This is a genomic window from Curtobacterium sp. MCBA15_009, assembly GCF_001864895.1.
GTDB lineage: Bacteria > Actinomycetota > Actinomycetes > Actinomycetales > Microbacteriaceae > Curtobacterium.
In genome coordinates this window covers 353,706-380,677 of record NZ_MJGO01000023.1, presented here as the reverse complement: position 1 = coordinate 380,677, position 26,972 = coordinate 353,706, and the positions used below count along the sequence as shown (strand labels likewise).

At 71.9% G+C, this 26,972-nt stretch carries 21 protein-coding genes; 16 read left to right on the top strand and 5 right to left on the bottom strand.

The window, feature by feature from the left end; genetic code table 11:
* The first annotated feature begins 457 nt into the window (after window positions 1-457).
* The 5 genes from BIU97_RS07400 (at window position 458) to BIU97_RS07380 (ending at window position 6,709) form a co-directional block, all read left to right on the top strand.
* Entirely contained in the window at window positions 458-3,037 is a 2,580-nt protein-coding gene (locus tag BIU97_RS07400) for a glycosyltransferase family 2 protein (protein ID WP_071254508.1), read from the top strand.
* The gene (locus tag BIU97_RS07395; protein WP_071254510.1) at window positions 3,037-4,590 is read left to right on the top strand and encodes a chitinase; all 1,554 of its coding nucleotides are present in this window, start codon (window positions 3,037-3,039) and stop codon (window positions 4,588-4,590) included. Before BIU97_RS07400 ends, BIU97_RS07395 begins: the two co-directional genes overlap by 1 nt.
* 190 nt (window positions 4,591-4,780) lie before the next feature.
* The gene (locus BIU97_RS07390; RefSeq protein WP_071254512.1) at window positions 4,781-5,260 is read left to right on the top strand and encodes an FHA domain-containing protein; all 480 of its coding nucleotides are present in this window, start codon (window positions 4,781-4,783) and stop codon (window positions 5,258-5,260) included.
* On the top strand, window positions 5,260-5,964 hold the full coding sequence (gene ftsR, locus BIU97_RS07385; RefSeq protein ID WP_071254514.1) for a transcriptional regulator FtsR: 705 nt from the start codon (window positions 5,260-5,262) through the stop codon (window positions 5,962-5,964). Before BIU97_RS07390 ends, ftsR begins: the two co-directional genes overlap by 1 nt.
* A gap of 184 nt (window positions 5,965-6,148) precedes the next feature.
* Window positions 6,149-6,709: a MerR family transcriptional regulator gene (locus BIU97_RS07380; RefSeq protein ID WP_071254515.1), complete on the top strand. Its 561-nt coding sequence runs from the start codon at window positions 6,149-6,151 to the stop codon at window positions 6,707-6,709.
* A 577-nt stretch (window positions 6,710-7,286) separates the two neighbouring features.
* Here the strand turns inward: BIU97_RS07380 and BIU97_RS07375 are convergent.
* Entirely contained in the window at window positions 7,287-8,099 is an 813-nt protein-coding gene (locus tag BIU97_RS07375) for a ParA family protein (RefSeq protein ID WP_071254517.1), read from the bottom strand.
* A 60-nt stretch (window positions 8,100-8,159) separates the two neighbouring features.
* On the opposite strand from BIU97_RS07375, the gene BIU97_RS07370 reads away from it, so the two are divergent.
* From BIU97_RS07370 to BIU97_RS18440, 3 genes are all read left to right on the top strand, one after another.
* Entirely contained in the window at window positions 8,160-11,570 is a 3,411-nt protein-coding gene (locus BIU97_RS07370; RefSeq protein ID WP_071254519.1) for a pyruvate carboxylase, read from the top strand.
* 1 nt (window position 11,571) lies between these two features.
* Window positions 11,572-12,075 (top strand): peptide deformylase, encoded by a 504-nt coding sequence (locus tag BIU97_RS07365; protein WP_071254521.1) that lies wholly within the window; start codon window positions 11,572-11,574, stop codon window positions 12,073-12,075.
* 118 nt (window positions 12,076-12,193) lie between these two features.
* A complete protein-coding gene (locus tag BIU97_RS18440) occupies window positions 12,194-12,325 on the top strand; it encodes a hypothetical protein (protein WP_302846694.1) in 132 nt (43 codons plus the stop codon).
* Between the two features lie 241 nt (window positions 12,326-12,566).
* Here the strand turns inward: BIU97_RS18440 and BIU97_RS07360 are convergent, their stop codons facing one another.
* Window positions 12,567-14,468, bottom strand: coding sequence for an AMP-dependent synthetase/ligase (locus BIU97_RS07360; RefSeq protein WP_083404570.1), 1,902 nt, complete (start codon window positions 14,466-14,468; stop codon window positions 12,567-12,569).
* 121 nt (window positions 14,469-14,589) lie between these two features.
* On the opposite strand from BIU97_RS07360, the gene BIU97_RS07355 reads away from it, so the two are divergent.
* The 3 genes from BIU97_RS07355 (at window position 14,590) to BIU97_RS07345 (ending at window position 17,773) form a co-directional block, all read left to right on the top strand.
* Window positions 14,590-15,543 (top strand): ROK family protein, encoded by a 954-nt coding sequence (locus BIU97_RS07355; RefSeq protein WP_071254523.1) that lies wholly within the window; start codon window positions 14,590-14,592, stop codon window positions 15,541-15,543.
* A 30-nt stretch (window positions 15,544-15,573) separates the two neighbouring features.
* Entirely contained in the window at window positions 15,574-16,299 is a 726-nt protein-coding gene (locus tag BIU97_RS07350) for a lysophospholipid acyltransferase family protein (RefSeq protein WP_071254525.1), read from the top strand.
* A gap of 88 nt (window positions 16,300-16,387) precedes the next feature.
* Window positions 16,388-17,773 (top strand): class II 3-deoxy-7-phosphoheptulonate synthase, encoded by a 1,386-nt coding sequence (locus BIU97_RS07345; protein WP_071256189.1) that lies wholly within the window; start codon window positions 16,388-16,390, stop codon window positions 17,771-17,773.
* A 443-nt stretch (window positions 17,774-18,216) separates the two neighbouring features.
* On the opposite strand, the gene pknB is transcribed toward BIU97_RS07345, so the two are convergent.
* On the bottom strand, window positions 18,217-20,265 hold the full coding sequence (pknB, locus tag BIU97_RS07340) for a Stk1 family PASTA domain-containing Ser/Thr kinase (protein WP_071297394.1): 2,049 nt from the start codon (window positions 20,263-20,265) through the stop codon (window positions 18,217-18,219).
* 82 nt (window positions 20,266-20,347) lie between these two features.
* On the bottom strand, window positions 20,348-21,658 hold the full coding sequence (locus BIU97_RS07335) for a LysM peptidoglycan-binding domain-containing protein (RefSeq protein WP_071254527.1): 1,311 nt from the start codon (window positions 21,656-21,658) through the stop codon (window positions 20,348-20,350).
* Between the two features lie 171 nt (window positions 21,659-21,829).
* On the opposite strand from BIU97_RS07335, the gene BIU97_RS07330 reads away from it, so the two are divergent.
* Window positions 21,830-22,186 carry an Rv2175c family DNA-binding protein gene (locus BIU97_RS07330; RefSeq protein ID WP_017886613.1) on the top strand — a complete coding sequence of 119 codons (357 nt, stop codon included), beginning with the start codon at window positions 21,830-21,832 and terminating at the stop codon, window positions 22,184-22,186.
* A gap of 71 nt (window positions 22,187-22,257) precedes the next feature.
* Here BIU97_RS07330 and BIU97_RS07325 read toward each other — a convergent pair whose 3' ends face one another.
* Window positions 22,258-23,376: a polyprenyl synthetase family protein gene (locus tag BIU97_RS07325; RefSeq protein ID WP_071254528.1), complete on the bottom strand. Its 1,119-nt coding sequence runs from the start codon at window positions 23,374-23,376 to the stop codon at window positions 22,258-22,260.
* Between the two features lie 111 nt (window positions 23,377-23,487).
* Between BIU97_RS07325 and BIU97_RS07320 the strand changes: the two genes are divergently transcribed.
* The 4 genes from BIU97_RS07320 (at window position 23,488) to BIU97_RS07305 (ending at window position 26,941) form a co-directional block, all read left to right on the top strand.
* Window positions 23,488-23,895: a DUF3040 domain-containing protein gene (locus BIU97_RS07320; protein ID WP_071297323.1), complete on the top strand. Its 408-nt coding sequence runs from the start codon at window positions 23,488-23,490 to the stop codon at window positions 23,893-23,895.
* 830 nt (window positions 23,896-24,725) lie between these two features.
* Window positions 24,726-25,157 carry a division/cell wall cluster transcriptional repressor MraZ gene (gene mraZ / locus BIU97_RS07315; protein WP_071254530.1) on the top strand — a complete coding sequence of 144 codons (432 nt, stop codon included), beginning with the start codon at window positions 24,726-24,728 and terminating at the stop codon, window positions 25,155-25,157.
* A gap of 106 nt (window positions 25,158-25,263) precedes the next feature.
* Window positions 25,264-26,223: a 16S rRNA (cytosine(1402)-N(4))-methyltransferase RsmH gene (gene rsmH, locus BIU97_RS07310; RefSeq protein ID WP_139195940.1), complete on the top strand. Its 960-nt coding sequence runs from the start codon at window positions 25,264-25,266 to the stop codon at window positions 26,221-26,223.
* A gap of 1 nt (window position 26,224) precedes the next feature.
* Window positions 26,225-26,941 carry a hypothetical protein gene (locus BIU97_RS07305; protein WP_071254533.1) on the top strand — a complete coding sequence of 239 codons (717 nt, stop codon included), beginning with the start codon at window positions 26,225-26,227 and terminating at the stop codon, window positions 26,939-26,941.
* Window positions 26,942-26,972 lie beyond the last annotated feature (31 nt).

Below are 26,972 nucleotides of genomic sequence, written 5' to 3'. Positions count from 1 at the left end.
GAACCGGAACCGGAACCGGACCGGAACCGGAACCGGAACCGGAACCGGTACCAGGACCGCTGCCGATGCGGGGGCAGGCTCCGAGCCGGCCATGGTCGACAGGGCTGTGGGCACCAAGCTCGCGGACCCCTGACGGACCCGGTTCGCAAGCCCCGGCGCTCGATCACCGGAACCGTCATTCGCCGGACCGCACCACCTCACCCGCTGTCTGCTGGCGCGCCAGTCGCCCACGGCCGGACGTGAGCGGCGCGTCGCGCGGCACGCGCTCCGGGTGGCAGCGACACGCGGGCGGTGCGGGCCTCCGCGCAGCCTTGCGGGAAGCCGCACGCCATGCCGGAGACCCCCCGTCCGGGTGTCCGTACCGGTCCGTTCGTCCCCCTACGGTCGGAGGACCCGCGGGGGTCCCGACAGCACGCCGACCCGAAGGCACGCTGCCCCCGAGGACTGAAGGACCGTCATGCCCGAACAGCGTGACGGCGCCAGCGTGCGCCGTCGACAGTGGGGATCCGAGCGTCGTACCCGTCCGCTCGACACCCTCCACGAACGTCCCTCCGACCGGAAGCTCGTCTCCGGCCGGGTCGCGATCATCCTGACCATCGCGTTCTGGTCCGCCTACGTCGTCTACACGGTGATCCGGCAGTTCCTGGACTCCGGCACCGAGAGCTTCCGCTTCACGACCGAGGCGATCTCGTACCTCGTGGTCGTCACCTTCCTGACCTTCTCCGCGCTCATGCACCTCGTCGCCCGACAGGGGGCGATGGAGCGCTTCGCGAGCCACGTCCGGGTGCCGCGTGCGGAACTCGACCGGCACTTCGCCGAGGGCCACGAGTCGCCGATGACGGTCCTCGTGCCGAGCTACGCCGAGGAGCCCGACGTCGTCGCCACCACGCTGTGGTCGGCTGCGCTGCAGGAGTACCCGTCGTTGCGCGTGGTGCTGCTCGTCGACGACGCGCCGTTCCCGTCCGACCCGGAGACCCTGGCGAAGCTCGAGCGCACCCGCGCCGTCGCCGCGACGATCCAGGCGCAGCTCGCGGCACCGTCGAACCGGTTCCGCGAGGCCCTGTTCTCGGCCGAGGTCGAGGCGGCGAACGCGCCCTTCGCGAGCGTCGACGCCCTCCGCACGCTGGTCGAGCACCACCGCTGGGCCGACGCCTGGCTGCGGCGGCACGCACGGGAGCACGACGTCGTCGACCACGTCGACCGGTTCTTCCACGACCAGGTGCTCGTCGGGCTGGCCGACGAGTTCCGCCTGACCTCCGAGGCGCTCGAAGCCGCCATCGTCGACGCGCTCGACAGCGCGGCCGACGGCGCGACCGAGCCCACCACCGCGGCCGACGGCACGGACGGCGTTGTCTTCACGGAGATCACCTCGGCCCGCGCGGTCGAGCTCCAGCGCCGCCTGGCGTGGACGTTCACCGCCGAGATCACCACCTTCGAGCGGAAGCGCTTCGCGAACCTGTCCGACGAGGCGAACAAGGCGATGAACCTGAACGCCTACATCGGGCTGCTCGGTGGCTCGTACGCGTTCGAGGAGACGGCGAGCGGCACGATCCTGCGCACCGTCGAGGACCCGACGGCGGCGGACCTCGTGGTCCCCGCGTCCGACTACGTCCTGACGCTCGACGCCGACTCGGTGCTGCTGCGGGACTACTGCCTCCGCCTGGTGTACTTCCTCGAGCAGCCGGAGAACGCCAAGGTCGCCGTCACGCAGACCCCGTACTCGTCCTTCCGCGGCGCCGCGACCCGCATCGAGCGGCTCGCCGGTGCCACCACGGACATCCAGCACATCCTGCACCAGGGCATGTCGCGCCACGACGCCACCTTCTGGGTCGGTGCGAACGCGGTCATCCGCACGCGGGCGCTCCGCGACATCGAGGAGGTCGAGACGGTCGGCGGCTTCGAGGTGAAGCGCTACGTGCAGGACCGCACGGTCATCGAGGACACCGAGTCGAGCGTCGACCTCGGCATGCACGGCTGGACCCTCGTCAACTACCCGGAGCGCCTGTCCTACAGCGCGACGCCGCCGGACTTCGGGTCGCTCATCGTCCAGCGTCGGCGTTGGGCGAACGGCGGGCTGCTCATCCTGCCGAAGTACCTGCGCCAGGTGCGCGAGCGTCGCGCCCGCGGTGAGCGCGTCGGGATCGTCGAGTTCTCGCTCCGCGTCAACTACATGGCGTCGATCGCGTGGGCGTCGTTCGGGCTCATCTTCCTGCTGGCGTACCCGTACGACTCGCGGCTGCTCAGCCCGATGGTGTTGCTCGCGGCGCTGCCCTACTTCTGGCTGCTCAGCAGCGACCTCAAGTACTGCGGCTACAAGCGCACCGACGTGTTCCGGATCTACGGCTTCAACCTCATCCTCATGCCCGTGAACGTGGCCGGTGTGCTGAAGAGCATCCAGCAGGCGCTCACCGCGAAGAAGATCCCGTTCGCCCGCACGCCGAAGGTCCGGGACCGCACGGCGTCGCCGGCGCTCTACGTCCTGGCGCCCTACGCGATCGTCGTCTTCTCGGTCTTCACCTTCGCCCGCGACTACCAGGCACAGAACTGGGGCAACGCGGTGTTCGCCGCGTTCAACGCCCTGCTGGCGATGTACGCGATCGTCGCCTACATCGGGATCTGGAACTCGGTCGTCGACGTCTGGATCTGGGCGACGAAGTGGATGTACTACGACCCCTCGGCCCGGGCGGCCGCCCGGGCGGCACATCGTGCGGAGCGGGCTGCCCGGAAGGACGCCGCCCGCGGGGTCCTCCCCGAGGAACTCCCCGCCGAGGACTGGCGCGCCACGCTGTACTTCGGGCACCGCGGCGGTCGCATGCCGGTCCGCCACTCCGCCGACGTCGTCGGCGCGGCGCGCGGACGCCGGACCACCGGCACCCTCGCGACGACCCACCCGACCGCAGCACCGATCCCGTCCGCAACGAGCCCGACCACGGCCGTCGTGCCGGCGGTGTCCTCCGGCCGCCACGCCGACGGCCGGACCGCCGGCACCACCGCCACGGGCACCACGACCCCCGACACGAACAGGACCGCCGCCTGATGGCCACGACCCGTCGACTCTCCCCGCTCCGCGTCGGCATCGCCGTCGTGCTCACCGCGGCCCTCGCCGCCACCGCGTACGTCGGCCTCGGCCGCTGGCAGGCCGCCCACGCCGACGGAGCCGAGCAGCCGTGGTTCGCCGCGTACACCGACGTCACCGTCACGCCGACGTTCGCCTTCGAGGACGTCAAGTCCGCCAAGGGCCGCGACGTCATGCTGTCCTTCGTCGTCGCCGACCACGACGCCGCGTGCACCCCGACGTGGGGTTCCGCCTACACGTTGCAGGGGGCGTCGGACTCCCTCGACCTCGACCGGCGCATCGCCCGACTGCAGCAGCAGAAGGGTGAGGTCGGGGTGTCGTTCGGCGGCCTCGCGAACGACGAGCTCGCCACCACCTGTCGGAACGGCGACGACCTGCTGCGCGCGTACGACACGGTCGTGCGGCGCTACGACGTCAGCACGGTCGACTACGACGTCGAGGGCGACGACCTGACGAACCACACCGCCGGGAAGCGCCGCGCCGAGGCCGTCGCCGCCCTGCAGGAGCAGCGTCGGGCCGCCGGGCACCCGCTCGCGGTCTGGCTGACGCTGCCCGCCGCTCCCGGAGGCCTCACCGCCGACGGCACCACCGCGGTCGCGCAGTTCCTCGCGGCCGGCGTCGACCTCGCCGGGGTCAACGCGATGACGATGGACTACGGCGACTCGAAGGGGTCGAGCCAGAGCATGTACTCGGCATCGGTCCAGACCCTGCAGGAGGTCCACCGGCAGCTCGGCGTGCTCTACCAGCGCGCGGGCACCCCGCTCACCGCCGCGACGCTCTGGCGGAAGACCGGCGCGACGCCGATGATCGGCCAGAACGACGTGCAGGACGAGGTCTTCACCCTCACGGACGCCGAGAAGCTGAACGCCTGGGCCCGCGACAAGGGGCTCGGCCGGATGTCGATGTGGTCGCTGAACCGCGACACGACGTGCGGCTCGAACTACGTCAACCTGTCGACCGTGTCGAACTCGTGCTCCGGGGTCGACCAGGGCGGGCGGCTGTTCGCCGACGTCCTGGGCAAGGGCTTCGGCGGCGGGATCGTCGCCGCGGCCTCCGACGTGACGCAGGCGGAGCCGTCGGCGACGATCCAGCCGACCGACGACCCGAAGACGAGCCCGTACCCGGTCTGGGACGCCGACGCGTCGTACCTCGAGGGCACGAAGATCGTCTGGCACCGCAACGTCTACGAGTCGAAGTGGTGGACCTCGGGCGACCTGCCGGACGACCCGGTGCTCAGCGCGTACGAGACGCCGTGGCAGCTCATCGGCCCGGTGCTGCCGGGGGAGAAGCCCGTCGAGCAGCCCACCCTGCCGGACGGCACCTACCCGGCGTGGACCGGCACGAAGCAGTACGACACCGGCGACCGGGTGCTCTTCGCGGGTGTCCCGTACCAGGCGAAGTGGTGGAACACGGGCGACAGCCCGCAGGCCTCGACGAGCGATCCGGACGGCTCGCCCTGGGTGCGGCTGAAGGACTCGGAGATCCAGCGGCTCCTGTCCGGCGACGACCGGTAGGCGACCGGACCACCCGCCGGACGGGAGGCGCGGTGCCGGCCCGCACCGCGCCTCCCGTCCGCACGTCGGGGGACCTGTGGGGGCCGTCCGGCGTTCGCGGACCGCGGACGCTGTCCACAGCCCCGTTCGGGGCTGTGGTTCGGGCACTTCTTTCCGATACGCTTGTGGGCCAAGAGGAGGAGGTCCACCGATGCCAGATCCAGTGGTCCCGCAGCCCGACGGTCAGAAGACCCCGGAGCAGCGGCTGGTCGACACCACGCTGACCTTCAGCATGGACATGGGCGCGGCGCTCACCGCCGAGTCCGGAGTCTCGACCGAGGAACGCGACGCCGTCAACGCACTGCCGTCCGGTTCGGCGTTGCTCGTGGTGCGACGCGGCCCGAACGTGGGCGCGCGGTTCCTCCTCGACTCCGATGTCACGACGGCCGGCCGGCACCCCGACGCCGACATCTTCCTCGACGACGTCACCGTCTCCCGCAAGCACGCGCAATTCCTGCGGCACGGCACGGCCTTCACCGTGAAGGACAACGGCTCCCTCAACGGCACCTACTTCGACGGCGTGCGCATCGACGAGGCGCCGCTCACCGACGGTGCCGAGGTCCAGGTGGGCAAGTTCCGCCTGACGTTCTACGCCTCCCGGGTCGACCTGGCGCGCCTGGCGAACGCGTAGTGGCCGCACGGTCCGCTGCGGCCCGGGCGGGGAACGCGGCACCGGACCTGCTCACCATCGGGCAGGTCCTCGCGCGCCTCAAGCCCGAGTTCCCGGACCTGTCGAGCTCGAAGCTCCGTTTCCTCGAGGAACGCGAGCTCGTCACCCCGATCCGCACGGCGAGTGGCTACCGCAAGTTCTCGCCGGCCGACGTGGACCGCCTCCGCGTCGTGCTCGGCCTGCAGCGCGACCACTACCTGCCGCTCAAGGTCATCAAGGACTACCTGGCCGACCTCGACGCCGGTCGCGAGCCGGTCCTGCCCGGGGGCGGCGATGCTCCCCGGCCGTCGATGCTCGGTCGGGAGCGCCGCTACACCCGCGACGAGACCGTCCGGGCCGCCGGTGCTTCGCCGATGCTGCTCGCCGACGCGGTGTCGGCGTCGCTGCTGCCCGCGACCGAGACCTACGACGAGGCGAGCGTGTCGGTGCTCAAGGCGCTCGTCGACCTGCAGCGCACCGGCATCGAACCGCGTCACCTCCGCACGCTCCGCAGCACCGCCGAGCGCGAGGTCGGGCTCATCGAGTCCGCGCTCATGCCGGTGTCGCGGCGGGGCGACGCGACCTCGCGGGCGAAGGCCGCCGAGGCCGCGCGCGAGATCGCGGGGCACCTCGAGGTCATCCGCTCGAACCTCATCCGCGCCGCCATCGGTCGCCTCGACACATGACGCTGTCGGGCGCTCCGCGGGGGCTTGTGTGTCGGAGGGTGGGGCGTATCCTCGACACGCCGGACGCGCCGGGTCGGATGTCCCGCGTGGGAGCGGTCGGAGTCGCTACCGTGGACCTCGGAACAACTCTCAACCCGTCATTGAACGTTCGGGTGGGAGCTCGATCGTCGTGGAAGGCAAGCGCATGAGTGGGAACGACACCCCTGGCACCGAGTCGGACACGACCCGGTACGACCTCGGGCTGCTCTTCACCGACGGCCTGCCCGAGCACGACGAGCAGAACGGCTACCGCGGCACCGTCGCCGCCCGTGCAGCCGGTATCTCCTACCGCCAGCTCGACTACTGGGCCCGCACCGAACTCGTCCAGCCGACGATCCGCGGGGCCGCCGGCTCCGGGTCGCAGCGCCTGTACGGCTTCCGCGACATCCTGGTCCTCAAGCTCGTCAAGCGCCTGCTCGACACCGGCATCTCCCTGCAGCAGATCCGCACCGCCGTGAACCAGCTCCGCGAGTCGGGCGTGTCGGACCTCGCCCAGACCACCCTGATGTCCGACGGGGCCTCGGTCTACCTCTGCACCTCCGACGACGAGGTCATCGACCTCGTGTCCCGCGGCCAGGGCGTCTTCGGCATCGCGGTCGGCAAGGTCCTGCGCGAGGTCGAGAGCTCCCTGGTCGAGCTCGACGCCACCGCCGCGGCGGACCCGGCCGACGAGCTCGCCGCTCGCCGGGCGACGCGCGCTTCCTGACCAGGTTCTCGTCCCCGCGGCTCGGCCCGAGTGGTCACGAACCGCCGTGTGCGTGTCACCGAGTGGCCGAGAACTGTCGCCTGCGACGTTGCTGACCGACAAGTGGTGACCCCTCGGCGGACGTGAGTGGCATGTCGTGACCGCTGGGCGAGCGACATGTCGTGACCGGTGGGTGAGCGGCTGGGCGAGCCGGAGTCGCGTGTGTCTGCCGGGGCCGGGGTGGGCCTCCCGGCAGGCGCCGAGTGGTCACGGACCGCGGTGTGCACCTCGTCGAGAGGTCACGAACTGTCGTCTGCGACGTTGCCGACCGACAGTTGGCGGCCGCTCGGCGGACGTGAGCGGCATGTCGTGACCGCTGAGCGAGCCGCTGGGCGAGCCGGAGTCGGGCGTGTCTGCCGGGGCCGGGGTGGGCCTCCCGGCAGTCGCCTGAGCCTCCCGGCCGGCGCCGAGTGGTCACGAACCGCCGTGTGCACCTCGCCGAATGGTCATGAACTGTCGCCTGCGTCGTCGCCGACCGACAGGTGGTGACCCCTCGGCGGCGGTGAGCGGCACGTCGTGACCGCCTGACCGCAACGACCTAGGCGGCGCCGCCCTCGGCGTACGGGCCGATCTTGCCCGTGCGCATGATGCGCTCGAGCAGCTGGTCGAAGTTCTTCGCCATCTCCTGCGCGGACTCGCCAGGCCAGACGTGCAGGGGCTTCGCGGCGCCCTGGGCCTGCTGGAGCGAGGTGCGCTCGGGCAGCTGGGGGGAGAGCACGAGGGGGCCGAACATGTCCCGGAGCTCCTTGATGCGGAACTGGTGCTCGAGCGACTGCACGCGGGCGCGGTTCACGATGATGCCGAGCGGCTGCAGTCGTGGGGAGAGGCCGCGGCGGATCTCCTCGATGGCCCGGAGGGCACGGTCGGCGGCGGCGACGGAGAACAGACCGGGCTCGGTGACGACGGTGACGCGGTCCGACGCGGCCCACGCGGTGCGCGTGAGGGCGTTCAGGGACGGCGCGCAGTCGATGAGCACGAGCTCGTAGTCCTGCTCGACGTTGGCCAGGGCCTCCTCGAGCTTCCAGATGTCGCGGATGGAGGGGTGCGGGCCGTCGAAGTTGATGGCGGAGGGCGACCCGACCATGACGTCGATCTTGCCCTGGGAACCCTTCGTCCAGCCCGACGGGGCGATCGCCTGGCGGACGATCTTCTCCTTCGGGTTCTCGAGCACGTCGGCCACGTTGAGGTGTCCGGCGATGTTGATGTCGAGGCCGGTCGAGACGTCGGACTGCGGGTCGAGATCCACCACCAGCGTGCGCAGTCCCTTGGCGAACGCGGCCGAAGTCAGGCCGAGCGTCACCGTCGTCTTGCCGACACCACCCTTGAGGGAGCTCACGCTGAGTACATGCACGGTGAGCCACGTTACCGCCGATAGGGTTGTCCCACCTCAACCCGGGCTGAAAGGGACCTCGTGTTCAGCAAGATCCTGGTCGCGAACCGTGGCGAGATCGCCATCCGAGCATTCCGCGCTGCGTACGAGCTCGGGGCACGGACGGTCGCCGTCTACCCCTACGAGGACCGCAACTCGCTGCACCGTCTGAAGGCCGACGAGGCGTACCGCATCGGTGAGCGGGGGCACCCGGTACGCGCGTACCTCGACGTCAGCGAGATCGTCCGCGTGGCGCGGGAGTCCGGTGCCGACGCGATCTACCCCGGGTACGGCTTCCTGTCCGAGAACCCGGAGCTGGCGGCCGCCGCTGCGGCTGCGGGCATCACGTTCATCGGTCCGGGGGAGCACGTCCTCGAGATGGCCGGCAACAAGGTCACCGCGAAGGAGCACGCCATCGCGGCCGGGGTCCCGGTCCTGGCGAGCACGCCGGCGAGCCGCGACGTCGACGAGCTCGTGGCCGGTGCCGACGCCATCGGGTTCCCGGTGTTCGCGAAGGCCGTCGCCGGTGGCGGCGGGCGCGGCATGCGCCGGGTCGAGACGAAGGCCGAGCTCCGCGACGCCCTCGAGGCAGCGATGCGCGAGGCCGACAGCGCCTTCGGCGACCCGACGATGTTCCTCGAGCAGGCCGTCATCCGGCCGCGGCACATCGAGGTCCAGATCCTCGCCGACGCGACCGGCACCGACGCCGGCACGATCCACCTGTTCGAGCGCGACTGCTCGGTGCAGCGGCGCAACCAGAAGGTCGTCGAGATCGCCCCGGCGCCGAACCTCGACCCCGCGATCGCGCAGGCGCTGCACCGCGACGCCGTGGCGTTCGCCCGGTCGATCGGGTACGTCAACGCCGGCACGGTCGAGTTCCTGCTCGACACCGAGGGCGAGCGCGCCGGCCAGCACGTCTTCATCGAGATGAACCCGCGCATCCAGGTCGAGCACACCGTGACCGAAGAGGTCACCGACGTCGACCTCGTGCAGTCGCAGATGCGGATCGCCTCGGGCGAGTCGCTCGCCGACCTCGGCCTGTCGCAGGACACCGTCCGCGTGCACGGTGCGGCGCTGCAGACCCGCATCACGACGGAGGACCCGACGCAGGGCTTCCGCCCGGACACCGGCCGGATCAGCACCTACCGCAGCCCGGGCGGCGCGGGCGTGCGCCTCGACGGCGGCACGGTCGCCACCGGCGCGCAGATCAGCCCGCACTTCGACTCGATGCTCGCCAAGATGACGTGCCGCGGTCGTGACTTCCCCGCAGCGGTGGCGCGCGCGAAGCGAGCCCTCGCCGAGTTCCGCATCCGTGGGGTGAGCACGAACATCCCGTTCCTGCAGGCCGTGCTCGAGGACCCGGACTTCGCTCGCGGCGACGTGTCGACGAAGTTCATCGAAGAGCGTCCGCAGCTGCTCGGCGGCCACGTCTCGAAGGACCGCGGCACGAAGGTGCTCAACTGGCTCGCCGAAGTCACGGTGAACAAGCCGAACGGTGAACGGTCGCCGCTCGTCGTCGACCCGGGCGTCAAGCTGCCCGCCGTCGACCTGGGCACCCCGCTGCCCGAGGGGCAGCGCGACCGCCTGCTGGCGGTGGGGCCGGCCGAGTGGGCGCGGGAACTCCGCGCGCAGACGGCCCTGGCGGTCACCGAGACGACGATGCGCGACGCGCACCAGTCGCTCCTGGCCACCCGCGTCCGCACGAAGGACCTCGTCGCGGTGGCGCCGTACGTCGCGCGGCTCACTCCGCAGCTGCTCAGCGTCGAGGCGTGGGGCGGCGCGACGTACGACGTGGCTCTCCGGTTCCTCGGCGAGGACCCCTGGGAGCGCCTGGCCTCGCTGCGGCAGGCGATGCCGAACATCCCGGTGCAGATGCTGCTGCGCGGTCGCAACACGGTCGGCTACACGCCGTACCCGACCGAGGTCACCGACGCCTTCGTCGACGAGGCCGCACGGAGCGGCGTCGACGTGTTCCGGGTGTTCGACGCGCTGAACGACGTCGGTCAGATGCGACCGGCGCTCGAGGCGGTGCTCGCGACCGGTACGGCCGTCGCCGAGGCCGCGCTCTGCTACACCGCCGACCTGCTCGACCCGGCCGAGGAGCTCTACACGCTCGACTACTACCTCCGGCTCGCGGAGCAGATGGTCGAGGCGGGCGCCCACGTCATCGGGATCAAGGACATGGCCGGCCTGCTCCGCGCCGGCGCGGCCGAGAAGCTCGTCGGCGCACTGCGCGAGCGCTTCGACCAGCCGGTGCACGTGCACACGCACGACACCGCGGGTGGGCAGCTCGCGACGCTCCTCGCCGCCGCGCGGGCCGGTGCCGACGCCGTCGACGTCGCGTCCGCGCCGATGGCCGGCACGACGAGCCAGCCGAGCATGTCCGCGCTCGTCGCCGCCCTGGCGCACACCGAGCGCGACACCGGTCTGTCGCTCGGCGCGGTCGGTGACCTCGAGCCCTACTGGGAGGCCGTCCGCCGCGCCTACGCCCCCTTCGAGTCCGGGCTGCCCGGGCCGACGGGTCGCGTCTACCAGCACGAGATCCCGGGCGGCCAGCTGTCGAACCTCCGGCAGCAGGCGATCGCCCTCGGGCTCGGCGACCGCTTCGAGCAGGTCGAGGACTGGTACGCCGCGGCGAACCGGATCCTCGGCCGTCCGACCAAGGTGACGCCCTCGTCGAAGGTCGTCGGCGACCTCGCACTGCAGCTCGCCGCCGTCGGCGCCGACCCGGTCGACTTCGAGCAGAACCCGGACAAGTACGACATCCCGGACTCCGTGGTCGGGTTCATGGCCGGCGAGCTGGGCGACCTGCCCGGCGGCTGGCCCGAGCCGTTCCGCTCGAAGGTCCTGGCCGGCCGCGACGTCCGACTCGAGATCGCCGCCGTGCCCGACGCCGAGCGTGCGCACCTCGAGACCCCCGGCCCCGAGCGGCAGCAGGCCCTCAACCGCCTGCTCTTCCCGCAGCCCACGCAGCAGTTCGCCCGTGTCCGCGAGCAGTACGGCGACCTGTCCGTCGTGCCGACGGTCGACTACCTGTACGGGCTGCGTCCCGGCCAGGAGCACGTCGTCCCGCTCGGCCGGGGCGTCGACCTGTTCGTCGGGCTCGAGGCGATCGGCGAGGTGGACGACAAGGGCATCCGCACGGTCATGGCGACGATGAACGGGCAGCTCCGCCCGGTGTCGGTCCGCGACCGGTCGGTCGAGGTCGAGACGAAGGCCGCCGAGAAGGCCGACCCGTCCGACCCGAAGCACGTGGCCGCGCCGTTCTCCGGCGTGGTGACGCTCAAGGTCGCCGTCGGTGACGTCGTCGAGGCGGGCACGCCCGTGGCGACCATCGAGGCGATGAAGATGGAAGCGGCCATCACGGCGCCCGTGTCGGGCACCGTCGGCCGTCTCGCGATCCCGGCGACCCAGCAGGTGGACGCCGGCGACCTGTTGGTGGTGCTGCAGTAAATTGACCGTCCGTCCCATCCGCCTGTTCGGCGACCCCGTCCTCCGTTCCCCGGCGGACCCGATCCGACCCGAGTCGCTCGGCAGCCAGGGGGTCCGTGACCTCGTGCAGGACCTCGTCGACACCGTCCGCGAGCCCGGCCGCGCCGGCGTGGCCGCGCCGCAGATCGGCGTGGGCCTGCGGGCCTTCTCGTACAACGTCGACGGCGAGGTCGGCTACGTGCTGAACCCCGAGGTCGTCGAGGTCTCCGGCGAGCCCGAGCTCATGGAGGAAGGCTGCCTGTCCGTCCCCGGCCTCGGCTACCCGACCCGTCGGCACCCGTACGCCAAGGTGCGCGGGGTCGACGTCGACGGGAACGAGGTCGTGCTCGAGGGCACCGGGCTCATGGCCGAGGCGCTCCAGCACGAGGTCGACCACCTGGACGGCACCGTCTACGTGATGACCCTCGACCCCGAGGTCAGGCGACAGGCGTTGCGCGACATCCGCGCGCAGGACTGGTTCCACTGATCCGACGCCCGTTCCGGTGACACCCGGAAGCGGGATTGTCGTCTCGTCCTGACGACGAGGTACCGTACCGTCGTCGGCTTCCCACCGACGACGTATCCCACACCCCCAGGACAGCATCATGGCCGCTCAGGACAACGAGCTCAGCTCGCACCGCACCCGTACCAACCTCCGACCCGACTCGGCCGCCTCGACGACGTCGTCGACGGCCGTGCTCGACGCACCCGCCGCGGAGATGCCCCCGCAGGGCTGACCGCAGCAGGGCGCGTCGCGCCCCGCGCACACCGTGACCGCCTGGAGGCCCGGTGCCGATCCCATGGACCGGCACTGGGCCTCCAGGCCGTCGCGACGGACGTTCTTGCCCATTGCACGCGAGATGGGAAGACGAATCGCGCGTAGGGGGCCAGAAGTTCGGACCTCCTACGCGCGATTCCGCTTCCCACGCGCGAAACGACCACCTACGCGCGGAACAGCGCCCACCGCGGAACCGCCGCCTACGCGCGACGGCGGCGGCCCTCGACGACCGGCGTCGCCGTCGTCTGCACCTTCGACCCCGAGTAGATGTGCTCGACGTCCGCGGCGAAGTCGCGGAGGACCACCGCACGCTTGATCGTGAGCTTCGGAGTGAGGTGCCCCGACGCCTCGGTGAGGTCCGCGTCGAGGATCGTGAAGGACCGCACCGACTCGGCGCGCGAGACCCGTCCGTTCGCGGCGTCCACGGCTTCCTGCACGGCGGCCAGCACCCGGTCGTCGCGGGTCGCGGCGCCGGGCTCGAGCGCCGGCGAGATGCCCCGGCTCTCGCACCAGCCGGGCAGCATGTCGCGGTCCAGGGTGACGAGCGCGGCGACGAACGGCTTGCCCTCGCCGACGACGACGACCTGTCCGACGAGCGGGTGCTCGCGGATGCCGTCCTCGAGGGGCGCGGGGGCGACGTTCTTGCCGCTCGCGGTGACGATGAGCTCCTTGGCCCGGCCGGTGACGGTGAGCACGCCGTCGCCGTCGAGACGGCCGAGGTCGCCGGTGCGGAACCAGCCGTCGGCGAAGGCGGACGCCGTGGCCTCCTCGTTGTGCCAGTAGCGGTCGAAGACGTCGACGCCGCGGATGAGGATCTCGCCGTCGTCGGCGATGCGGACCTCGACGCCGGGCAGGGCGGGGCCGACCGACCCGATGCGCAGGTCGGCAGCGCGGTTCACCGTCGCCGGCGCCGTGGTCTCGGTGAGGCCGTAGCCCTCGAGGATGAGCACGCCGATCGAGCGGAAGAAGTGCGACAGCCGCGGTGAGAGCGGCGCCGAGCCGCTGACCGCGTACCGGGTGCGGCCGCCGAGGGCGTCGCGGAGCTTGGCGTAGACGAGCTTGTCGAACAGCCGGAAGCGCAGCGCGAGCCCGAGGGGCACCCGGCCGGCCGTGACGGCCTCGGAGTGCGCGACCGCGGTGGCCGCCGCCGCGCGGAACACCCGGCCGCGGCCGCCGAGGTCGGCCTTCTGCTCGGCGGAGTTGTAGATCTTCTCGAACACGCGCGGCACGGCGAGCAGGAACGTCGGGCGGAACGTCGAGACCGCGCGCATGAGGTCCTTCGTGTCCGGCTCGTGGCCGACCAGGACGCCCGTCGAGATCGACATGACCGCGATGAACCGGGCGAAGACGTGGGCCATCGGGATGAAGAGCAGGGTCGAGGACCCGTCGGCCACCACCTCGGGCATGGCCTCGCTCGCGCCCTCGACGGTGGCGGTGAAGTTGTCGTGCCGGAGCACGCAGCCCTTCGGCCGACCGGTGGTGCCCGACGTGTAGATGATCGTGGCGTCGTCGTGTCCGTGCACGTCCGCGGTCCTGGCGTCGAGCTCGTCGTCGGTGACGTGCTCGCCGAGCCGGACCAGGTCGTCGAGCCCGCCGCCGTCGATCGTCCAGTGCTGCCCGAGGTGCGGCAGGTCCGGCGCGATCGAGGCGACGCGGCGCGCGTGCTCCTCCTGCTCGACGACGATCGCGACCGCCTCGGAGTCGGACAGGATCCAGCGGACCTGGTCGGGCGAGCTCGTCTCGTAGACCGGGACGGACACCAGGCCCGCCTGCCACAGGGCGAAGTCGACGAGGGTCCACTCCATGCGGGTGCGGGAGAGGATCGCCACGTGGGCACCCGGCGCCAGGCCGGCGGCGACGAACCCCTTCGCGATGCCGCGGACGCGCGCGAGCGTCTCGGCGGCGGTGACGGTGCTCCACGAGTCGCCGTGGCGCTGCGCGAGGACCGGTCGGTCCGGCGTGCTGGCGGCCCGGGCCTCGAGCAGCCGGGCGGCGGAGCCGTGGTCGGGGGCGACCGGACCGGTGCCGGTGCTGCTGCCGGCGGCGGGCCGGGCGCGGTCCGGGGTCGGGGTGCTGCGCGGTGCGGGCCGCTGATCGTTCACGGTGACTCCCTTGTCTGCCGGTTCGATTCGGTGTCGACTCGTCCTCGAGACGACACGCTCAGCATAGGACGCGTCACCGGGCGTTCCGTGGGTCCCGGACGAACGGGTAGGCTCGTTCTCCGTGCAGGCCATCGGAATCGACATCGGGGGCACCAAGATCGCGGGGGCGGTCGTGACGGAACTGGGCGAGATCATCGCCGAGGACCGCGTGGCCACCAACGCTGCGGACCCGGACGCCATGCTGGACGACGTGGTCGCGATGGTCTCGCGGCTCCGCGCGACGAGCGACGTGGGAGCGGTCGGCGTCGCCGCACCGGGCTTCATCGACGCGTCGCAGTCGATCGTCTACTACACGCCGAACATCCGGTGGCGGAACGAGCCCCTGCGGCAGAAGCTGCAGCAGCGCCTCGGCGACCTGCACATCACCGTCGACAACGACGCGAACGCCGCCGGCTGGGCCGAGTTCCGGTTCGGCGCCGGGCGACTCGTGTCGGACATGACCATGCTCACCATCGGCACCGGGGTCGGCGGCGCGATCGTCACCGAGGACCGCCTGTTCCGCGGCGGCTTCGGCACCGGCGGCGAGATCGGGCACCTGCGCATCGTGCCGAACGGCCTGCCCTGCGGCTGCGGCGCCCGCGGCTGCATCGAGCAGTACGGCTCCGGCCGTGCGCTCCAGCGCATGGCGAACGACGTCGCCGACGCCGGCGGTATCGGGTCGGCCCTCGCCGACGCCCGGGCCGACAACGGCGGGCAGCTCGACGGCGGGATCGTCGGCGACCTCATCCTGGCCGACGACCCCGGCGCCCTCGCTGCGCTCCGCCGCCTGGGCCGGCACCTCGGCGAGGCCTGCGCGTCGCTGTCCGCGGTGCTCGACCCGCAGCTGTTCGTGTTCGGCGGCGGCGTCGCGAGCGCGGGGGACCGACTGCTCGACCCGATCAAGCAGGCCTACCTCAACAACCTGCCGGCGCGGGGATACCACCCGGAGCCCGACTTCGTGATCGCCGAGCTCGTGAACGATGCGGGCGTCGTCGGCGCGGCCGACCTCGCCCGGATCCACGCCCGGACGGCGTAGGGTCGGGCCACCCACCACCTGGAGTCGTCGATGACCTACTGGCTGCTGAAGAACTTCGTGCTCGGCCCGCTCATCCTCACCCTGTTCCGCCCGTGGGTGATCGGCCGCGAGAACGTGCCGACGACCGGACCGGTCATCTTCGCGTCGAACCACATCTCGTTCATCGACTCGGTGATCCTGCCCGCGGTGCTCGACCGGCGGTTGTCCTTCCTGGCGAAGAGCGACTACTTCACCGGGCGCGGCCTGAAGGGCTGGGCGACGAAGACGTTCTTCAACGCGATCGGCCAGCTGCCCATCGACCGCTCCGGCGGCAAGGCGTCCGAAGCGTCCCTGCGCACCGGGCTGCAGGTCCTGGCCCGCGGCGAGCAGCTCGGCATCTACCCCGAGGGCACCCGCAGCCCCGACGGCAAGCTGTACCGGGGTCGCACCGGCATCGCGCGGATGATCCTCGAGGGCCGCGTGCTCGTCGTCCCGGTCGCCATGGTGGGCACCCGTGAGGTCCAGCAGATCGGGCAGAAGTTCCCGAAGATCAAGCGCGTCGGCGTCGTCTTCGGCAAGCCGCTCGACTTCTCGCGCTTCCAGGGGTTCGAGACCGACCGCTTCATCCTGCGCAGCGTCACCGACGAGGTCATGCACGAGCTCGCCGGTCTGAGCCGCCAGGAGTACGTCGACGTCTACGCGACGAGCGTCAAGGAGCGCGCGAGCTCTGCGCGCGAGGCCGTCATGCGGGAACGCGGGAGCACGCCCGCACGTTAGGCTCTGATGGTCCCGGCACCCGCCCGGGGCGCACGGCGTCGCCGATGTGCACGCCGCGCCGATCGCACAGAACACCGAGGTACCGCCCTTGTCCGAGTCGACCGACTTCGTCGCCCTGCAGGATCCGGACGCGATCGAGGGCCTGGACTACTGGCGCACCCTCCCGATCAAGCAGCAGCCGACCTGGCCGGACCCCGCCGCGGCCGAGGCCGCCTCGGCCGAGATCGCCACGCTGCCGCCGCTCGTCTTCGCCGGCGAGGTCGACAAGCTGCGCGAGCGGCTCGCCGCCGCCGCCCAGGGCAAGGCGTTCCTGCTGCAGGGCGGCGACTGCGCCGAGACCTTCGCCGGTGCCACCGCCGACTCCATCCGCGACCGCGTCAAGACGATCCTGCAGATGGCCGTCGTGCTCACGTACGGTGCCTCGATGCCGGTCATCAAGATGGGGCGCATGGCCGGCCAGTTCGCCAAGCCGCGCTCGAGCGACTTCGAGACCCGCGGCGACGTCACGCTGCCCGCCTACCGCGGCGACATCGTGAACGGCTACGACTTCACCCCGGAGAGCCGGCAGGCCGACCCGCGCCGCCTGGTGCAGGGGTACCACACCGCCGCGTCGACCCTGAACCTCGTCCGCGCCTTCACGCAGGGCGGGTTCGCCGACCTGCGCCAGGTGCACTCGTGGAACAAGGGCTTCGCGTCGAACCCGGCGAACGCCCGGTACGAGCACCTGGCGCAGGAGATCGACCGCGCGATCCGCTTCATGGCGGCCTGCGGCGCCGACTTCGACGCCCTGAAGAACGTCGAGTTCTACGCCTCGCACGAGGGCCTGCTCATGGACTACGAGCGGCCGATGACCCGCATCGACTCCCGGTCCGGCCAGGCGTACGACACCTCGGGCCACTTCATCTGGATCGGGGAGCGCACGCGTGACCTCGACGGTGCCCACGTGGACTTCCTGTCCCGCGTCCGGAACCCGATCGGCGTGAAGCTCGGCCCGACGACGAGCGTCGACGACATGCAGGCCCTGGTCGAGAAGCTCGACCCGAACCGCGAGCCCGGTCGCCTGACCTTCATCACCCGCATGGGCGCCGGCAAGATCCGCGACGAGCTGCCGAAGCTGCTCGAGGCGATCAAGGGCATGGACGCGAACCCGCTGTGGGTCACCGACCCGATGCACGGCAACGGCCTCACCACGCCCACCGGCTACAAGACGCGGCGCTTCGACGACGTCGTCGACGAGGTGCTCGGCTTCTTCGAGGCGCACCGTCAGGTCGGCACCTACCCGGGCGGCATGCACGTCGAGCTCACCGGCGACGACGTCACCGAGTGCCTCGGCGGCTCGGAGCACATCGACGAGGCCACGCTCGCGACCCGTTACGAGTCGCTGTGCGACCCGCGGCTCAACCACATGCAGTCGCTCGAGCTCGCCTTCCTGGTGGCCGAGGAGCTCGGCGCGCACCCGCACGTCCGCGCCTAGCGCGACGCAGGTCGGGTCGGTCCCGGCAGAGCGACAGGACCCCGCGAGCAGTTCGCGGGGTCCTGTCGCTGCCGCGGACCGGACGGGAGGCCCGTGGCAGGCCCGCACCGTGCCTCCCGTCCGTCGTGCCGGTCGCGCCCAGTGCCAGCCGCGCGCGTCCGACGCGGCCGCCCGCCGTGCCGTCCCGTCCCGTCCCGCGGAAGCGACACTGTCTCGCCGATGTGCGGCGCCAGACTGTCGCCCTCGCGGAGCCTTCGGCGGGGCCAGGCGGACGTGTGTCGCCGTGGCGGATCGGACTGCTCGCCCCGCTCGCCCTGCCCGCTGCCCGCTGCGCGCGGCGCCGGCGGTGCCGGCGGTGCCGTTCTGCGAAAGCGACAGTGTGCCGCCGATGTGTGGCGCCAGACTGTCGCTTTCGCGAAGCCTTCGACGTGTCAGTCGCCCCGCTACTGGTCGTACGCGAGGGTGACGGTGTCGCCCCGGTGCACGGTGGCACCGACGCCGGGGTCCGTGCCGGTGACCGGGAGCTTCGACTTCCAGTCGTAGAAGCCGCAGAGGATGTTCGTGCAGTCCGGTACCGAGACCTGGAGCCCGAGTCCGCGCAGGGTCGCCGTGGCCTCGTTGATGGTCGCCCCGACGACGCCGTCCTCGGGGATGACGATGGGCGTCGGACCCTTCGACACGACGACGTCGACGGTGCTGCCGCGGACGACGGGGGAGTCCTGCACCGAGGCGGACACGATCTGCCCCTGCGGTACGGACTCGTCGTACTCCTCGGACTGCGCGCCGAGCACCAGGCCGACGTCGTCGAGCGCTGCCGTGGCCTGCTCGACGGTCTTGCCCGCGAGGTCCGGGACCGGACCGAGGGAGACCGTGAGCGTGACCGGCCCGGTCTCCCCGTAGGCCTTCACGGTGCTCAGGTCGAGGCGTTCGCCGTCAGCTCCGCGCCCGGTGGCCGCGATGACGGTGTCCTCCGGGGCGTCGGCGGAGAACTGGTAGCGGTCGTCCTGCAGCTCGAAGTCGTCGTCGAGGGCAGCGGTGACGGTGGACAGCGGCTGGCCGACGATCGCCGGGAGCGCGATCATCCGCGGACCGTTCGACACGACGATCCGGACGGCGGTGCCCTTCCGGACCTCGCGCGCCGCGGCCGGTTCCGTGGCCGACACCTGTCCCTTCGCGACGACGGCGTCGAACCGTGTCCCGGTCTTCGACGCCGTGTGCAGGCCCTGCGCTTCGAGCAGCTGCCGGGCCTGTGAGACCGACTTGCCCGCGACCGCCGGGATCCGCACGTTGCCACCGGGGCCCGGCCCGAACCAGAAGGCGATGCCGGCGGCGACGAGGGCGAGCACGACGACGATCGCCAGGGCGGCCCAGCCGCGCTTCCGCCGCTTGCCGGACAAGTCGGCCAGGCGTTGCGCGGCGGGGGAGAGCGCTCCCGGCTGCGAACCGGTGCGCCGGGGTCCGGGCGGCGCGTTCCGGCCCCGCGCCGGACGACCGGGGTCGGTGGCGCGGTCGCGCGGGATGACGGCCGTCGCGTCGGTGGCCGGCGGGGAAGCAGGGGCACCCGCTCCGGAGCCGGCGCCGCCGCCGCCCGAGGGCAGGATCGCCGTGGCGTTCTCGGGTCGGAGCACCGCGGTCCGGTACTGCCCGGTGGCGCGCTGCTGGTTGCCGGCCATGTGGTCGAGCATCTCGCGGGCGTCGCGGGGGCGGTCGTCGGGGTTGCGCGCGGTCGCCCAGGCGACGAGGTCGTCGAGCTCGGGCGGCACGCCGTCGACCGCGGCGCTCGGCAGCGGCACGGTGTCGTTGGCGTGCTGGTAGGCGATCTGCATCGGCTGGTCGCCCTTGTAGGGCTGCTCGCCGGTGAGCATCTCGTAGAGCATGATGCCGAGCGCGTAGATGTCGCTGCGCGAGTCCGCGGCGCCGCGGGTGACGAGCTCGGGGGACAGGTACGCGATCGTGCCGAGGAGCGCCGCACCGGTCGCGGTGTTCGCGGTGGTGGCACGGGCGAGCCCGAAGTCGCCGAGCTTGATCCGGCCGTCGTCGGCGAGCAGGACGTTCTCGGGCTTGAGGTCGCGGTGCACGATGCCGGCGCGGTGCGCCGAGGCGAGTCCGGCGAGCACGGCCCGCAGGATGTCGGTCGCCTGCTCCGGCGTCAGGGCGTGGTGCTCCTGGAGCAGGTCCCGCAGCGTGATGCCGGGGATGTACTCCATGACGATGTAGGCGGTGTCGTCCTCGGCGCCCTGGTCGTAGACGCCGACGAGGTTCGGGTGCGACAGGCGGGCCGCGGAACGGGCCTCCTGGATGAAGCGCTCCCGGAACGCCTGGTCGTCCGCCAGGTGCCCGTGCATGATCTTGATCGCGACGCGCCGTTCGAGGCGGACGTCCGTGGCGAGGTACACGGTCGCCATGCCCCCGCGCGCGATGCGGGAGCGGACGCGGTACCGCTGATCGATCATGCGACCGATCATCGGATCCGTGGCGGCGTTCGTGCTCATCGGCGGCATTCTACGAATCGAGACTGCACACGGCCGCACTGACGCACCGGTCGTGATGCAATCTCGATCTTGCGGATGAGACTCAGAGCGTGGCCAGCCAGCCCTCGGCGGCGCTCGCCCAGTGGGCGTAGGCCTTCGGGTAGGCGGAACGCTGCACGGCCTGGGCCGCGTCCGTGATGCTCATCGACGCCCATCCGGGCACGTCGAGCAGGCCGCGCGTCGTGCCGGCGTTCGGGTTCGACCGGCCGCCGTAGAAGAGCTTCGCGGCGTGGGTCGGGTCCTGCAGGGCCGCGGCGCTGCCCCAGCCCTGGCTCGGACGCTGCTGGAACAGGCCGACCGAGTCACGGTCGCCGTGCGCGAGGTTGCGGAGGCTCGACTCCTGCATCGCGGCGGCGAGGGCGACGACGATGCCCCGGTCCGGCACACCGAGGGAGCGTCCGACGGCGACGATCGTCGCGGCGTTCTGCCGCTGCTGGGCGCTCAGCCCGACGGCGGAGCTGACCGCGGCACCGGAGGGCGCGGCGGCGACGGCGGTGGACGTGGCACCGGGCAGGACGAGGGTGCCGCCCGCGTAGATGGTGCTCGTGTAGCTCAGGCCGTTCGCGGACAGGAGCGACGCGACCGACACGTGGTGCGCGGCGGCGATCGAGCCGACGGTGTCGCCCGCGGCGATCTTCACCGAGGACGCACGCGACGCCGACGACCCGCCGGAGCCGGACGTGGACGACGCCGTCGAGGACGGCGCCGACGTCGTGGCGCCGTGCGGCACCCGGAGGGTCTGGCCCGGGTAGATGACGCTGCGCTGCGAGAGCCGGTTCGCCGACAGGAGCGCCGACGTGGACACGCCCACGCGGGACGCGATGCCGGAGACCGTGTCGCCCGACTTCACGTGGTAGCTCGAGGTGCTCGACCCGGTGGACGCGGTGGCGCCCGACGTCGCGGCCCCCGACGTGCGGGTGGACGCGGTGGTGACCGCGGGCGTCGAGGCGAGGTGCAGGGTCTGGCCCGGGTGGATGATCGTGTTCCAGCCGAGGCCGTTGCGCACCAGGACCTCCTGCGCGGAGAGGCCGAAGCGGGCGGCGATGCCGGACACGGTGTCGCCCTGGCGGACCGTGTACGAGGACGGCACCGAGGCGGTCGCCGCGACGGTGGTCACGACGGTCTGCGCCGGCCGGGCGACGGCGGTGCTGAACACCGGGCGGTCGCCGACGGTGCGGTCCTGGTCGACGTGGCGCTTGTGGTTCGCGTCCTGGTCGTCGTGCCGCGGTTCGGCGTGCGCGACGGGGCCGGTGAGTCCGGCGGTCACCGCGATGGTCCCCGCGAGGACGATGGGGACGGTGGCGAAGCGGGCGGATCGCGCGCGCCGGGCGGCGTCGTCTGCGGCGTTGTCCACGGGTTTCTCCTGACCTCGGTGAGCCGTGCTCGTGCGTGCGCGCACTCACAGGTGGCCCCACGCTGGCATGGTGTGGTTTCCAAGTCAACCAGAGAGTCGGACGTGACGCGTGTGACTGGTGTGACGAACGAGGTCGCGCCGGACCGGCGCGCGCTCTGGCACCATGGGCGTGTGAGTGCCGCACCCGCAGACGACCTGACCCTCTCCGAGCGCTGGCTGACCGTCCCCGAACTCGTGGACATGTTCAGCACCAGCCCCGGCCGGATCCACCGACTCTTCGAGCAGAAGACCCTGCTCGCCGCCCGCGTCGGCGGAGTCCTCCGGGTGCCGGTCGAGTTCCTGGAGGACGGCGAGCCGATGCCCGAGCTCCGCGGCACGCTCATCGTGCTCGGCGACAACGGCTTCACCGACGACGAGGCGGTCCGCTGGATGCTCACCGTCGACGACGCGATGGGCACGACGCCGATCGCGGCGCTGCGCGCCGGTCGCAAGGCCGAGGTGCGCCGCGTGGCTCAGTCGCTGCTCTAGACCCGCCCCGGGACGGACGGGAGGCCCGTGGCGGTGTCGCCACGGGCCTCCCGTCCGTTCCGGGGTCGCGTCTACGCGGAGCGGCGGCTGACCGTGTCCGCCAGCGACGCGAGCTGGTCGCGCGCCGACGGCGTGAGCGGGGAGGACTCGAGCGCGGCCTTGGCGCGCGCGACGTGCCGGTCGATCGATCGTTCCACCGCGGCGACCGCACCGGACTCGGTGAGGGTGGCGCGGAGCATCTGCACCTGGGCCTCGTCGAGGTCCGGGTCGCCGAGGAGCTCGTCGAGCAGCTGCCGGGGGCCGCTCGGCAGCGCCTTGCGCGCGGACGCGATGAGGACGGTGCGCTTGCCCTCGCGCAGGTCGTCGCCGGCGGGCTTGCCCGTGACCTCGGGGTCGCCGAAGACGCCGAGCATGTCGTCGCGCAACTGGTACGCCACCCCGAGCGGCAGACCGAAGGACCGCAGGCCCTCGAGCTGCGAATCGCTCGCGCCGGCGACGAGTGCGCCGATGACGAGGGGGGCCTCGATCGAGTACTTGGCGGACTTGAAGACGATGACGCGCTGGGCGCGGAGCAGGTGCTCGGACTCGTCGATGACGGGCCAGGCGGTCTCCTCGTGCACGTCGAGGTACTGCCCGGCGGTGACGTCGAGGCGCATCGCGTGGAACTCCTGGCGGACGATCCGTGCCCGGACCGGGTCGAGCAGCGCCAGGCCCTCGTCGAAGACGGAGTCACTCAGGGACAGCAGCAGGTCGCCGAGCAGCAGGGCCGAGTTCGTGCCGTACTGCGCCCGGTCACCGGTGAACCCGGACTCCTGGTGCAGGGACTCGAAGCGGCGGTGCGCCGCCGGTCGCCCACGGCGGGTGTCCGAGCGGTCCATGATGTCGTCGTGCACGAGGGCTGCGGCGTGGAAGACCTCGAGCGCGGCGGCGACGGTGACGACGGCCTCGGCGGTGGTCTGTCGCGAACCCTCGGCGAGGGGGTCGAACGAGCCGGAGCGCCCCGCGACCGACTGCCAACCCCAGTAGCAGAACAGCGCCCGGAAGCGCTTGCCGCCGGACAGCAGGTCTCGGGCGTACTGGTCGAACGGCGCGAGGTCGGGGCTGATCGCGAGGAGCCGCTCACGCTGCTCGTCGAGTGCCCGGTCGATACGCGCCGATACGAGGTCCACTAATCGCGTACTCTCAGCCACGGTGCCTAGCCTAGTGGAGTGGTCCGGACGTAGGATCGGCCCACTCAAGACGAGTGTTTTCCAGCCCGGTTCACCAACCCCGCGTCGATCCCAGGAACAGAGGGAACCAAGATGCCGCTCTCGGAACAGGAGCAGCGCCTTCTCGAAGAGATGGAGCGCAGCCTCTACCAGAACGATTCCGACTTCGTGGCGCGTGTCACACGTCGACAGGGCCGTCCGACGTACACGTCCATCACGCTCGGGGTGCTCGGCGCCCTCGCCGGTGTGGCCGTCGTCATCGTCGGCCTCGCCATCAAGGCACCGCTCCTCGGCATCCTCGGCTTCGTCGTGATGCTCGCCGGCGTGCTGTTCGCCCTGCGCCCCGGTCTCGGCGCTCCGAAGGCGAAGGCGCCGCGGTCCGGACGCCCCTCCAGCGGCGGGTCCGCCCGGTCCGGTGGGTCGTCGCGGTCGTCGAACGGCGGCGGGTCCTTCATGGACCGCATGAACGAGCGTTGGGACAAGCGGAACGACCAGAGCTAGCGCTCCCTCCACAGTCCTCCACGGGGTCGGCCTTCGGGCCGGCCCCGTTCTGTGTTCCCGGGGGGCGGTGTCGCACGGGCCGGACCGGACCGAGCAGGGCAGAGCCGGTCCGGTCCGGTCCGGTCGGTCCGGCTCGGTCGGCGCCGAGGTCGCACGAACTGTCGCTGGGGGCCCCCGCGAGCGACGGTCCGAGCGACCTCGGCGGAGTCCGTGCGGCATGTCGTGACCTCTCGCCAGCGTCTCTGACTGCGCGCCTCGGCCTCCGATCGTCGGTGAGGTCGCACTCCGACCCGCTCCGGCCACCGGGATCCGGTCCGGACCGCGATCTCACCGACCTCGCCGCGCCCCGGCGTGCCGGCGTTTCGCCTCCGGCTGGCGCCGAGGTTGCACGAACTGTCGCGCGAGGCCGGCGCGGGCGACAGTTCGACCGACCTCGGCGGACTTTGTGCGGCATGTCGTGACCTCTCGCCGGCGAGACCGTCCGCCCGCACCCCGGCGTCCGCGCCTCGGCCTCCGGGCGCCGGTGAGATCGCACTCCGACCCGCTTCGGCCACCGGGATCCGGTCCGGAGTGCGACCTCAGCGACCTCGCCGCGCCCTGACGTGCTCCACCGGCTGCGAAAGTCCTCCACTTCGCTCCACCGACGCCCCACGAGCGCCGATCCGCGCGGTTGCGGGCCTCGACGGACCGCCGGTGGGCCCGGTGGCCGTCCGGAGCGCCCCCAGAAGGGGTGTCGCGGGCCGAAAAGGGAGCGGGAACCTGGGCAGGGGGAGGGGAGTGGAGTAAAGTGGGGCATGCAACGGTCCGGTGGAGCGGAGGGGAGGCCCGACGTGCTGCTCGGTACCCATGCCCCGAAGCTCGACGAGAAGGGTCGCGTCATCCTGCCCGCCAAGTTCCGGGACGAACTGTCCGGGGGACTCGTGATGACCCGTGGGCAGGAACGCTGCGTCGTGGTCTTCAGCGCCCGGACGTTCGAGGAACTCCACGAGCGCATCCGGACCGCCCCGATGACGTCGAAGCGCACCCGGGACTACATGCGCCTGTTCCTGTCGGGAGCGAGCGCGGAACAGCCCGACAAGCAGAACCGCGTCACGATCCCGCAGAACCTCCGCGAGTACGCGGGGCTCGAGCGGGACCTGACGGTCATCGGCAGCGGTGACCGTGCCGAGATCTGGTCGACCACCGCGTGGGAGGCCTACTACGCCGAAGCCGAAGAGGCGTTCGCCGACAACGACGAGGAGGTGATCCCGGGGATCTTCTGATCCGTGGATCGGGACTCCCAGCCGTGGAGCCCTGACATCACTTCCCCGATGTCAGGTCGCATGGATGGGGATCCGGACCCGCGGCCCAGGAGACGAGGGGCTGCACATGGCCGAGGACGAGACTCCGAAGTTCCCGCACACGCCGGTGATGCTCGAGCGCATCGTCGACCTGTTCACGCCGACCCTCGAGGGGCCGGGCAAGGTCGTCGTCGACGCCACCCTCGGCATGGGCGGGCACTCCGAGGGGCTGCTCGAGCGCTTCCCGGAGCTGACGCTCATCGGTCTCGACCGCGACACCGACGCGCTCGGCATCGCGGGGGAGCGGCTCGCCCGGTTCGGCGACCGGGTCCGCCTGGTGCACACCGTGTACGACGGCATCGTCGACGCGATCGAGGGCGAGGGCTTCACGACCGTCGACGGCGTGCTCTTCGACCTCGGCGTGAGCTCGCTGCAGCTGGACCGTGCCGAGCGCGGCTTCGCCTACAGCCAGGACGCCCCGCTCGACATGCGGATGGATCGGACCGAGGGGCAGACCGCCGCCGACGTGCTGGCCACCTACGACGAGGGCGAGCTGCGTCGGATCTTCCAGCGCTACGGCGAGGAGAAGCTCGCCGGTCGGTACGCCCGGGCGATCGTCGAGCGTCGCGCGAGCAAGCCCTTCACGATGTCCGGCGACCTGGTCCAGGTGCTGCACGACGCCACCCCGGTCGCCGTCCAGCGGCAGGGGCACCCCGCCAAGCGCGTGTTCCAGGCGCTGCGCATCGAGGTCAACGCCGAGCTGAGCGTGCTCGAACGTGCGATCCCGGCGGCGCTCGACGCCATCGCGGTCGGCGGACGCATCGTCGTCGAGTCGTACCAGTCGCTCGAGGACCGCATCGTCAAGCGGGCCCTCGTGGAGCGCACGAAGTCGAGCGCCCCCGCCGGGCTGCCGGTCGAACTGCCCGAGCACCGGCCGACGTACGAACTGGTCGTCAAGGGCGCCGAGCTGGCCGACGAGGCCGAGCGCGCCGCCAACCCCCGAGCAACCCCCGTGCGCCTGCGCGCGGCCGAGCGGATCCGGAAGTGACATGAGCACGAACCTCGCACTCGTCGACCCCGCCGTCGTCCCGTCGCGGGCCCCGCGCCCGGACCGTCAGCACCGCCCGGAGCTCGTCGAGGTCACGCCGTCGAAGGCGCAGCGTCGGGCCCGTCCGCGCATCGGCTACGCCGTGGTCGCCGTGGCGGCCCTCGGCATCCTGCTGCTCGCCCAGCTCGGCATCAGCATGGTGCTCAGCCAGGGGGCGTACACGCTCGACTCGCTGAGCGCCGAGCGGACCGACCTGTCCCGGACGCAGCAGTCGTTGTCCGAGGAGCTCCGGGTGCTGGACTCGCCGCAGAACCTGGCGCGCAACGCGCAGGGGCTCGGCATGATCGCCAACTCGACCCCGGTCTACCTCGACCCGAAGACCGGCCGCGTCTACGGCACGCCGACGCCGGCGAAGCCGGACGAGTCCACGGTGTCGACGGACAACCAGGTACCGAACGCCCTGCTGGACGACGTCCCGCTCGCCGCGAAGCCCGGCAGCACGACGTCCGGCACGGACAAGACCGCCAAGGCGGACAAGACGGACAAGACCACCACGACGGACACGACCGACAAGACGGACGAGGCGGCGACGACGGAGCAGCCCGCCCAGGCCGCTCCCTCTGGGAAGACCTCCGACGCCAGCGCGTCGGACGGGGGTTCGTCGAAGTCCTCCGTAGAGTCCGACGCGAACCAGCTCCAGGCGCCCTCGACCCGGTGACCGACGGGGCTGACGCTCCCCTCCAGCCCCA

Bases quoted from the DNA above. Each gene is read 5' to 3' on its own strand.
- pknB (WP_071297394.1), bottom strand. From the start codon at position 20,265: ATGAGCACGAACGCCGCCACGGATCCGATGATCGGTCGCATGATCGAT.
- rsmH (WP_139195940.1), top strand. From the start codon at position 25,264: ATGGCCGAGGACGAGACTCCGAAGTTCCCGCACACGCCGGTGATGCTC.
- BIU97_RS07320 (WP_071297323.1), top strand. From the start codon at position 23,488: ATGCCGCTCTCGGAACAGGAGCAGCGCCTTCTCGAAGAGATGGAGCGC.
- BIU97_RS07350 (WP_071254525.1), top strand. From the start codon at position 15,574: ATGACCTACTGGCTGCTGAAGAACTTCGTGCTCGGCCCGCTCATCCTC.
- BIU97_RS18440 (WP_302846694.1), top strand. From the start codon at position 12,194: ATGGCCGCTCAGGACAACGAGCTCAGCTCGCACCGCACCCGTACCAAC.
- BIU97_RS07380 (WP_071254515.1), top strand. From the start codon at position 6,149: ATGAGTGGGAACGACACCCCTGGCACCGAGTCGGACACGACCCGGTAC.
- BIU97_RS07305 (WP_071254533.1), top strand. From the start codon at position 26,225: ATGAGCACGAACCTCGCACTCGTCGACCCCGCCGTCGTCCCGTCGCGG.
- BIU97_RS07390 (WP_071254512.1), top strand. From the start codon at position 4,781: ATGCCAGATCCAGTGGTCCCGCAGCCCGACGGTCAGAAGACCCCGGAG.
- BIU97_RS07395 (WP_071254510.1), top strand. From the start codon at position 3,037: ATGGCCACGACCCGTCGACTCTCCCCGCTCCGCGTCGGCATCGCCGTC.
- BIU97_RS07400 (WP_071254508.1), top strand. From the start codon at position 458: ATGCCCGAACAGCGTGACGGCGCCAGCGTGCGCCGTCGACAGTGGGGA.